Origin of the sequence: Streptococcus parasanguinis, assembly GCF_001069785.1 — a bacterium.
Taxonomy (GTDB): Bacteria; Bacillota; Bacilli; order Lactobacillales; family Streptococcaceae; genus Streptococcus; species Streptococcus parasanguinis_T.
In genome coordinates this window covers 22,689-32,675 of sequence record NZ_JVSR01000060.1, presented here as the reverse complement: position 1 = coordinate 32,675, position 9,987 = coordinate 22,689, and the positions used below count along the sequence as shown (strand labels likewise).

The window sequence follows — 9,987 nt, the reverse complement described above, 5'->3', positions numbered from 1 at the left end:
AAATTAAGCAAATAGGAAGGTTTATTATCTTTAATGAATACACTCGCAGAGAAATTCAGATTGAAAAGAAAAGAGTTGAGACTCTCCCAACAAACTCTTGCAGAAGGAATTTGTGAACAAAGCCAGATTAGTAAAATTGAGAGAGGGCATTTCATTCCCTCCGCAGACCTTTTGTTCAAACTCTCACAACGACTTGAAGTGCCATTAGATTATTTTTTTAATGAACAAATTGAAATTAAATCTAACCTCTCTAATTTCAAGCAATTATCTGCTCGCCTATTAGATGATAGAAATTATGACAATTTGGAATATATTTATAAAATAGAGATTGAACGAAGCACTTTTCTAACACTAGAAGACCGAACTTACCTTGAATGGATTAAATCTATTATTGACTTCTATCAATATGACAGTAAGTGTGAGGCTATTTCTTCATTGGAAAATATATTATTAAAAGTCTCCTCAAATACTCTGATTTATTTAAAGGCATTGAATACTCTATCTAATTTCTATTCCTTAGTGGGTCGTGAACAAGAATATGAGGCAAACTACTCTCATTTAATGGAGTTATATCAGACAAAAAATTTTGAGCATCAAGAGTTTTTATTTGGTTACATCAGAGTTCGTTACAACTACGCTCACTACCTAGTGTCAAAGGAAAAATATAACGAAGCCATCCAAGAAGCTCTTGAGACGATTGAACTCTGTAAACAAAGACAGACAAGCTACCAACTGGCTCCCCTACTTATTCTTGTAGGAAATGCTGGAGCCAAGTTTCTAGACAAAGAACAAGTCAAAAATTATTATATAGAAGCAAGAGAGTTATGTAAGATTTATAACAATCCTTTAATGTTGATGAAGATAGAGAATTATTTGAAAGAATTAGATACTGTTTAGTTAATCTTGACATTATAGTTTTTCTGAAACGTTAAATAACCTGTAAGGCTGATAGTGAAATTAATACTATCAGCCTTATAATTTTTCCATGGTATTTCAAATAACTATACTGATTTTGTTTCCCGTTCTAATTTGGTAACATTTTGATTTCTTGTGTTATCAAGTATATTGATAAAATTCTCTAATCCCCTAACCTTATATTCGTAATCATCTATCCATTTAGTCATAAATCTTTGATTTTCTTAGGAATGATATTAGGATGGCAAGGATAATTTGGAAAAATTATCACATAAATTGATATAATACTTAGTATAGAACAACTTATTAAGAGGTTAATTATGTCTAAATCATCTAAACAGATCGAAGAAGACGCTATTGACTATTTAAAACTGGCACTAAAAAAATCTATCTTCATGTCATGCAAAAAAGAAAACATAAAATTGAACAAGCCATGATAGATTTAGCTAAAATCATAAAATGAGTAATAGTTGTGGTTATTGATTCAGTTTCATTAAAAAAATGATATGATAGTGATATAAAGTATCAATTAGGTGTAGGTATGATAAATAGACAAGCTAAGAAGTTTTTTGATTATTATTTAAAAATAGTTGCAACAGAAGAATATCAATCTTATTATCAAAGACATGAGCAGGAAGGATTAGAATTTCATAAAAAGTACATTGAAGAAGAACGTCCCGAATGGAGGACACGGACAGACTATTTTGATGAATTCTCAATTGGAGAGTTTATTATTTTAGATACACTTTCAAATGAGGGTGTTAATAAATTAACGAAGCGTTTATATTCGTTGCCAAAGTCGAAATTTAAAGTGAAAAATTATTATAAAAAACCTACTATATTTAAAAAATACGACTATGTCCATTTAGAATATTTAAGGCATGGAGTCGGAATTTTTGCTGAAATTGAGATAATTGGAGATAAATTTTTCAGCAGTATTGAAATAAGTTGGGCGACGGTAAATAATTATTATGCTATTTTTCAATATAGATTTCATTTCAAACAAGTATTGACAGAGTCTAATCTTCAATTATTTATTTCTGATAATATCAAAAACTTGAGTAAAAAAGATTACATTAATTGGTATATTCTGGATGATGAGGACGATAAGCTTAATTATCTAGCTATTGATCAGATGACAAATGAACTTCCTTCTTTGATATGTCAACATTACATAACTACGTTTTTATATAGCGAAAATGGGAAAATGAACAAATTAATTAATCTAACAGTTGCTTTTCGAAAAGACAAAGTTGATATAGATAAAATATACTTCGGGGATATTAGTTATAGTCTATATAATAAAAAAGGCAATTACTATATTTCAAATAGTTTTAATGATAGTGATTATGTTCTTTACTCAGGAAGTAATTTCATTCCTAGATCTAGTATTTTAGGGTCTATATCACAATATGGGAACGAGCTCTATTACTTATTATTTGGAGAGCGAGAGCTTCACATTTTTGAAAGAGATTTTTCGAAATATGTATCAGGAAGAAAGAACATAATGTTTAATAAGAATTTTTTAAACCTTTTGAAAAAGATACAGAGCCTATCGGAGTCAGAAAACAGAATAGATATTTCTAATTTTAAAAAAGACTTTGAAGATTCTTGGACTATATTTGTATCAAATGACGAAGTTCAGCTAGAAAATTTATTTCATAAAAATTTGTCATATTATCGAAATGTAATTAAAGAAAATTATTCCTATTTGAATATGCTTACTGAGATAAATTACACAAAGACAAATACCATAAGTTCTATCGTTGCTACGATAGTCTCCATCATTGCTACCATTATATCTGTTATTGCACTCCTAAAGTGATATAATCAGTTAAAATTCAGTTATTTTGCTAAAATTAAAAGAAAAAAGCCTTTGAAATGCTGATTTCATAGGCTTTTAATATATCTAATCACTTCACTTTTGTAATTATCAAGTATTACAATCTATATTTCTTTTAATATTTTACCAAATAATTCTTCTAGCTTCCCTAAGTCTCCATAGACAGTTCCGTCCATATAAAGGTTGTAAACTTCATCATCTTGTTCCACTCGTATTTGTGCAGAATATCCTTTTGATAGTGCTAAGGAACGAATAACTTCTCGTTGAGTTCGTCCATTTCCTTCTCGAAAGGGATGGAAATAATTAAGATTATCAAGAATTTTTGCTAAATGTTTAATGATTTCATCTTTTGAGTTGGCAGTTTGATGATAGGAATGAATGAGATGATTTATATAAGTTTCAGCAGCATTAAACGACTGTATCGACATAAAAGGATTACCACTTTTAGAGATATTCACCTTGCGATATTGTCCTGACCAAGCATAAACATCTTGAAACAAATAGTTATGAATGGCTAAAATATTACCCATGGAATAGACTTTAATGGCTTTCAAGCGCAAATCTGCAAGTCTTTTAGTAACGAATAAGTGTTCATTTCGGTAGGCTTCTTCAATATTTGTAACATTTTGTTTATTGATTAAGACTGTGGAATTTGGATAGGTATATTGGTGATTGGGGTCAATGTACTCATAGCCTTCGTATTGATTTTTAACCAATATTCAATTCCTTTCGTCTGTTGATAACATAAGTTTTTAAGTCAATCACATCTTGAACAGTAGGTTCATAATTTTCAATCATTGATGACCCAATAGCATACCAGACAGTATCAAAATCCGAAAAGTTATCAAAGGGAATCCCTAAAATTGTTAATTCTTCTTTATTTACATCAAGAGTCATGGCACACCTCCTTATATAGAGTTATCCTTATTATACCATAAAATCGGTATTTTCACCTAAAGGATAGAGACCAAAATATATATGTAAGCGTATAGATTAATACTTACAGAACTAAAAATATTCCCCTGTTTTTAGTCCAACTGAAACCCATACTTTCCAAACCAGGTCTTAAGAAAAAAGGTAGAGAAAAAGGTAGAGTTTGAATTGAAATACAGTGCAATATATCGCATTTGGCAAAAAGAAAAAACGCTTGAAATCAGCGTTTTTCTTCTGTATTGATTCGTATTGAACCCCTACTTCACTTCTGTAAACACAACGTTTTTAAAAAATTATGCTCAAAATACATAGCTTGTAAAATCATATTTCAACTCCTTACTGTAGGACTTTCACTAGCTACATCCCTAGTTTGACGTTATTGTACTGATATTTTTAGACAGAGTTTTTATTATCCAACCTACAAAAAAGAGAGAACTTGCCACTCCTTTCTGAAACCTATACTTCCACCTATTTCTCCAGTTTTATCACCTTATCATAGCGCTTCAAGTCCTCTTCACTATAGTGATGAATCACTTCTACGAGTGCTTGAGGGAGCGAGAAGAGAAGTTGACTGATTTTCTCTTGATTTTTTAGGTCCAGATTGGCTTTGACTTCATCAGCTAGGATAAATTGGCGGTTGTGATAGAGAGCACGTGCAATTTCTAACCGCTGCTTCTCACCGCCTGACAGAGTCTGGTTACTAGGGGTTTTGCTTTGAAGAGCTTTCAAACCAGTTTGTCGCAGGATTTCATCCATCTTTACGGAATCCAATTCTTGTCCCAGAGCAATATTTTCCTCTAGGCTCAAACCATCAAAGATATGAGTAGACTGGAGAATATAGGCTCCTGCCTGATAGAGTTCATCCGAGGTTAACTCTTGCCCATGGTAGCGAATCCGACCATGACTGGGCTTAATTTCACCATAAATTAGGTTCAGTAAGGTGGTTTTCCCAGACCCACTTTCTCCGATAATGGCAATCTTTTCGCCTTCCTCAATAGTTAGGTCACAAGGGGCTAGAATTTCTTGACCATCACGCACTACACTGACTTGCTTTAACTGGATAGGAAAGACAGAACCTTCGAGAACAGAAGGCATTTCAAAGCCCACTCCCAGCAATTTTTGATATTTATCACAGAGAGACTTAGCTGATTTTCTAGTATTGATAAAATAAGACAACTCCTGAAATTGATAGCCAATATTATACGATACTAGATAAATCCCTACAAAGCCGGCTGCAGATAGGTAGTTATAATAGGTCATAAAACCACCAATGACAATAGGCGCAACAGAGCAAAAAGCATCAATTCCATTGATAAAGAGACTATTTATGGTCCGTTGCTTCTCATAGGCGATTTCTTCCTTTAGAGCCTTATGCAAATCTTTGGAGAACAGTTTGTAAAACAAACTTTGTCCCCGATAATACCGTATGGAACGAGCACCTGCGATCATATTGGTTGCTTGAGAGACATAAGCTTGGTTCGCCAGGGATTTCTCCTTCGTAATTTCATCCAAACGTTTAGAGCCAATTCCACTACAAAGAACAGGTATCGAATAAAAAATGACAAATAGCAAGCCAAGATAAAAATTAGTCCAAAGAGCATAACAGATAGAGACGGTTGTAAATCCCAAAGAAGAAATGATAATAACAGTCGGCTCAATATAATTATCTTCTAGCTGTTTTACATCATTTTCCAAGTCTGACAAAACTTCTTCATCCGCTATCCGACGGCTATATAGAAAAGTCTGAAAGATAGCCTTCTTAATACCCGACTTGAAGTCTGTCAGCACTCGTGCATAGTAATAACGTTTCCCCGCCAAACCCAGCAAGAGAATCAAATTTCCAACAATCCCCCAAAACAAGACCTGCCATAGCAAATGCAACTGGTGATTGGTAAAACTAGAGACAATATACTGAATCAAAGCTGGTGTAATGATAGCCTCCAGCCAAGTAATCATAATCGCTATAAAATAGAAGAATAAGTGCTTCTTGGTTACATAAGATCTAAGCATAACGTATAAACCTCCTGAAGTTATTTACCAACTTAGATAGTCGCTCTTTATCTCTAGAAAGGTATATAATTTGTTGTATGCAATATTCCATAAGTTCTGGCTTGTGGCATTCTATGAATTCTCCATTCTCGTTAATGACAGTGGAATAACCATCAATTACATTGGCAACACATTCTATACACATACCTCTACACCAGCAATCTTTACACTTAGAAAAATTATCCTTATTATTAAATGTTTCAACATTTGGACTATTATGACTCCCCCAGAATCTAAAGCACAACTTCTTACTTCCATCTACGTCAAAAGTAATTGTATTGGAAGGATCAATATCATCGCAGAAAGTATGGTTTGTACTCTTGTAAATCATAGATATTAAAACATCGTATAAGATTGGGCTAATAAATGCTTTCTCATTACAATCAATTACATTCTGAATAGAAGTATCTATAAAAGTTTTTCTTTCAGATAAACTTTTTTCCATTTCTTTAACAATAAGTACTTTATTTTTACTGAAGACATCATTAACATTAAAATGAACATCCATCTCAGTAAAATATTTGAAAATAGCTTCTCTACTAATACCATTTTTTTGATGAATACGAGTATACGTTGATGCAATTTCGAAATTATCATAATCAATACTTTTTAAATACTTAATGAATCTCAGAGTCTTTCTATGACTTCCTTTTCCCCTTAACCTATCATGAACAACCTCTGGTCCATCTAAACTAATTGTTAAAAATGGATGAAATTTATTTAACATATGCTTTACTCGATGATTCAAAACAGTACCATTAGTTACAGTCTCAACTTTTAATATATTTAAAAATTTAGATAATTTCTCAATAAAATATACAAACAACTCAATATTTAAAAAAGGCTCTCCTCCAAAAAGTATTAATCGATTAATTTGTTTTATTCCCTTACTTACAATTTCCTGAATTATCTTATCAGCAGTATCAAAATCCATTACTCGATTGTTCATGCCATAGTTTCCACCATCAGCATAACAGTACGAACACGATAGATTACAGCTATTTGAAATATTTATTACAACTTTCTTCAAGATTCCATCATCAAGATTATCCAAAGTATTCGACGTATTTTTATATTCAGGTGAAGAAGACAAAGTAAAAGAAATGGAATCAAAATAATATGTACCAAAATCAGTATCAATTTTTTTTATCATAGCAATCCTCATTAATGAAAACAGAGATGGGGAAATTTTTCCCCACCTCGGAAGAAACTATCGACCGCCACCACAAGAATGACTTGGTCCACAGTTATTATTAACAACATAACCTTGATCAAACTCTAAAAGCTCTTCAAGGTCAATAACTTGTAGTTCTTCCATTATTTTCACCTCCTATGTTTTATATAGATATCATATTACCATTTTAGGAGCGCTATAAAAAATTCCCTTTTACACAATTTATTCTAAATCGTTCAACACTTGTTCTAAATGATGTTCAAACGTACATGCTAACTGTTGACTATTTACTAATTTCATTGCTGCGATACATTTTCTCATCTCAATTAAAGCATATTGATTATGAGTTTTCTTTAAATCGTACAAATTTTTCGCATAATGAAACACTAGTTTTTCATAAATTTCAGTTTCTGAGAAGTTACAAAATTTTAGTTGTTTTTCAAAATAAAGAGCATCTATTAGCTCGTTTCGTTCAATACATGTTATATAGGCATTTAACAACATGGTCGATAGTAAACGACGATTATTTGGAATATCTCTATAAAATTCAGAGCGATGGCACATTTCTTTTGATAAAACCATCATAGTTTCATGATTTAAAACATCTAATGTATTCATAAACAACAACAATTCATAACACCCCCAGTATTCTACAGAAAATAAGTACTCACTGACAAAACTAATATCTTGATCTGTCACATAGATCTTTCCTGATAAGTCCTGTAAACGAATCTTAACCAAAATCGTATTTAGCTCATAAAAAGGGTCTTTCTTCTCTTTTTTTTCCAACAAACTAATCAGTAAATTTTCCATACCAACGATATCTCGCTTTGCTACTAATAAACGAATTTTCTCTAACAATTCATTAAAGTCATCTCTATGAAAATCGCGCGCCGCGTATATAAATTCTTCAATTGGCATATTAATTGCTTCAAGTGCTAAAATGAATTTTGTAATAGTTAAGTCAGCTTCTTCATGCTCAAACCTTGACAGGTGAGAACTTGATACTCCACATTTAGAAACATCTTTTAGTGACAGTCCTCTTGATTCTCTAAATTTTTTAAAAATTTTTCCGTATTTCATTTAAAGTACCTCTTAAATTGTGTATAAGGGAATTTATTACAATATCTTGAATAACATTATATCATAGGAGAAAAAGAAAAGAGGTTGCTATTATGAATAAAAAATTATTTTTTTACTTATCTTTAGTAATATTTGGAGGAATCATAGTTATAGGAGTTGGATAATTTCACTCTCTTATAAAAAGAGGCTGGGACAAAAGTCCTAGCCTCTCAATTGTCTTTGGATTGTCGAGCAAGACGCAGTGGTTGAGTAGGCTCTACTACGCTGATTTCATTAGCTTTTACAAACCTACTCAACTGTGCGGAGGTGGGATGACAAAATCAAATTCTAACGAATTACCGATTTCTGGCCCACTCTCTTTTTATAGTGTTTGACGTGCAAATAAATTAACCTAACGAAAACTATCTTTTTAAAATCAATTATTTTAAAGGTCTTTTTTATATCATTCGTAAAGTCAGGTAGTGTAAAATAAGTTGTGCAACAGTCATACAAGTTATGAGATGAACGATTAAATACTAATTTAATACATACAACTATTGTATTGAATATCTTTATTGTTACAGAAGTTAAATAATTGAGATAATGAAAATCCTATGAAATCAAAGTCTCATAGGATTTTTTGTTTTGTTTATAGCTCAATAACTGAATTTTAACTGATTAAATATTCCATAAGAATATATGAATATTTAAAACGGATAACTTCTAGTCTTGATTAAAGTTTAAATTTGGTATCAGAATCGCTCCATATGCTCCTTCAGAAAACATACCAATATATAGCCTAAACTTTTCTATCATTGGTGTAATAAGTGCTTGTTGAAATTCACTATCCTGCGAAATATCTTCTGGTAAATCTGAAGCTAAGACTGAATATATAGCATCAATATCAGCAACAACTCGATACTGACTATCTGGATAAGAAATTTCCATCTTTATCAGTATAAGTTGATTCTCTTGTCCTTCCTCTCTGTCAGGAAGATTCAGATTAATTGAAGCTCTTCCATCTTCTTCAACTTCTCCTGTATTATGAATATTAAATTCGAATTTGCTAAATGTTATTCTTCTTATCTCTATATTTTTTGACTTCATTTTAACCTCCAATAGACCATGAAATTACTTTATTATCTTGTAGTCTATTATTAGTAATATTCTGCTCTTTATATGGTTGTATTTTTTCAGATTGATTTTTTACAATGATTGTTTGATGAATATGTTGCTCTGGTGCAGAAACCTTTTCTGCAATGGTTTGACTAAATTTTTTAGTCATATGCTCAAATTGCTCTGCTAACTGTTCAACAACATTTTGAGTTTGTTTGAATAACCCATCATTAATCAATTGTACTATAGTTTGATTTAAACTAACTCCTTCAATCTCAGATCGTTCTTTAACATCTCTATGTAATGTTTTAGGTAATCTTAGCGTTATTTTTCCACTATACTCTTCCAGAGAGTTCTCAAGGGGTTCTTTAATTTGTCTCCCCCACTCAAGATTAGCCTCAATCCAATCTGCTTTAGCTAATTCAATCTCATCATAAACTTCTTCTAAAGATTCACCATAAACGATTAGTCCTGGTAACTCTTTAATAGAGGCAGTAAATAATACTTCATCCTCGTCAAAAATTTGTCCAATTAAAATCGGATAGTTCAATCCAAGATAGTATTCTTTATCTTTCATCATCTAAACCCTCCTCCAATTCTATCACTTTCTCAATCATTTTTATAACATTCTTCACATAAACCGGCTTTATTGGCTTATGTCGTGGTATTGGATAACTCTCCTCCAATAGAGCATGAGAGGTTATTGAATGATTGGTTCCTTGCTTCCACATAAAACCATATTTTTTACACAGAGATTCTAAGCGTTCAGGGGTAACAGATTTGGGGTCATTTTTTATTTTTTGCAACTCTTTTTCCTTGCCCATGATATACCTCATTCATAGCGACACCATATATAGTGTCATATTGATTATATACAAAAAAGTTGATGATTTCA

At 31.7% G+C, this 9,987-nt stretch carries 11 protein-coding genes; 2 read left to right on the top strand and 9 right to left on the bottom strand.

What is annotated here, in order from left to right; all coding sequences use genetic code 11:
• Nucleotides 1–33: 33 nt before the first annotated feature.
• Together ADG03_RS05095 and ADG03_RS05090 are read left to right on the top strand one after the other, a co-directional pair.
• Nucleotides 34–897 (top strand): helix-turn-helix domain-containing protein, encoded by an 864-nt coding sequence (locus tag ADG03_RS05095; protein ID WP_049520963.1) that lies wholly within the window; start codon nt 34–36, stop codon nt 895–897.
• Between the two features lie 559 nt (nt 898–1,456).
• Nucleotides 1,457–2,740: a hypothetical protein gene (locus tag ADG03_RS05090; protein ID WP_049471969.1), complete on the top strand. Its 1,284-nt coding sequence runs from the start codon at nt 1,457–1,459 to the stop codon at nt 2,738–2,740.
• A gap of 122 nt (nt 2,741–2,862) precedes the next feature.
• Here ADG03_RS05090 and ADG03_RS05085 read toward each other — a convergent pair whose 3' ends face one another.
• The 9 genes from ADG03_RS05085 to ADG03_RS05050 all read right to left on the bottom strand — a co-directional run bounded on the left by ADG03_RS05085 (nt 2,863) and on the right by ADG03_RS05050 (nt 9,916).
• Entirely contained in the window at nt 2,863–3,474 is a 612-nt protein-coding gene (locus ADG03_RS05085) for a Fic/DOC family protein (RefSeq protein WP_049471968.1), read from the bottom strand.
• Nucleotides 3,467–3,655, bottom strand: coding sequence for a hypothetical protein (locus tag ADG03_RS05080; RefSeq protein WP_014713950.1), 189 nt, complete (start codon nt 3,653–3,655; stop codon nt 3,467–3,469). The genes ADG03_RS05085 and ADG03_RS05080 overlap by 8 nt, the downstream gene beginning before the upstream one ends.
• A gap of 504 nt (nt 3,656–4,159) precedes the next feature.
• Nucleotides 4,160–5,701, bottom strand: a complete 1,542-nt coding sequence (gene gggC / locus ADG03_RS05075) for a streptosactin export ABC transporter GggC (protein WP_014713951.1) — start codon at nt 5,699–5,701, stop codon at nt 4,160–4,162.
• On the bottom strand, nt 5,694–6,893 hold the full coding sequence (gggB, locus tag ADG03_RS05070; RefSeq protein ID WP_176745629.1) for a streptosactin maturase GggB: 1,200 nt from the start codon (nt 6,891–6,893) through the stop codon (nt 5,694–5,696). Before gggB ends, gggC begins: the two co-directional genes overlap by 8 nt.
• Before the next feature lie 57 nt (nt 6,894–6,950).
• Complete coding sequence (gene gggA, locus ADG03_RS12035) at nt 6,951–7,058, bottom strand: streptosactin (protein WP_423191655.1); 108 nt, start codon at nt 7,056–7,058, stop codon at nt 6,951–6,953.
• Nucleotides 7,059–7,136: 78 nt separating this feature from the next.
• Nucleotides 7,137–7,997, bottom strand: a complete 861-nt coding sequence (locus ADG03_RS05065) for an Rgg/GadR/MutR family transcriptional regulator (RefSeq protein WP_049471967.1) — start codon at nt 7,995–7,997, stop codon at nt 7,137–7,139.
• Between the two features lie 702 nt (nt 7,998–8,699).
• Nucleotides 8,700–9,083, bottom strand: a complete 384-nt coding sequence (locus ADG03_RS05060; RefSeq protein ID WP_041826469.1) for a hypothetical protein — start codon at nt 9,081–9,083, stop codon at nt 8,700–8,702.
• A 1-nt stretch (nt 9,084) separates the two neighbouring features.
• Nucleotides 9,085–9,672, bottom strand: coding sequence for a toxin-antitoxin system HicB family antitoxin (locus ADG03_RS05055; protein WP_014713955.1), 588 nt, complete (start codon nt 9,670–9,672; stop codon nt 9,085–9,087).
• Nucleotides 9,659–9,916 (bottom strand): hypothetical protein, encoded by a 258-nt coding sequence (locus ADG03_RS05050; RefSeq protein WP_041826470.1) that lies wholly within the window; start codon nt 9,914–9,916, stop codon nt 9,659–9,661. The genes ADG03_RS05055 and ADG03_RS05050 overlap by 14 nt, the downstream gene beginning before the upstream one ends.
• Nucleotides 9,917–9,987: the final 71 nt, after the last annotated feature.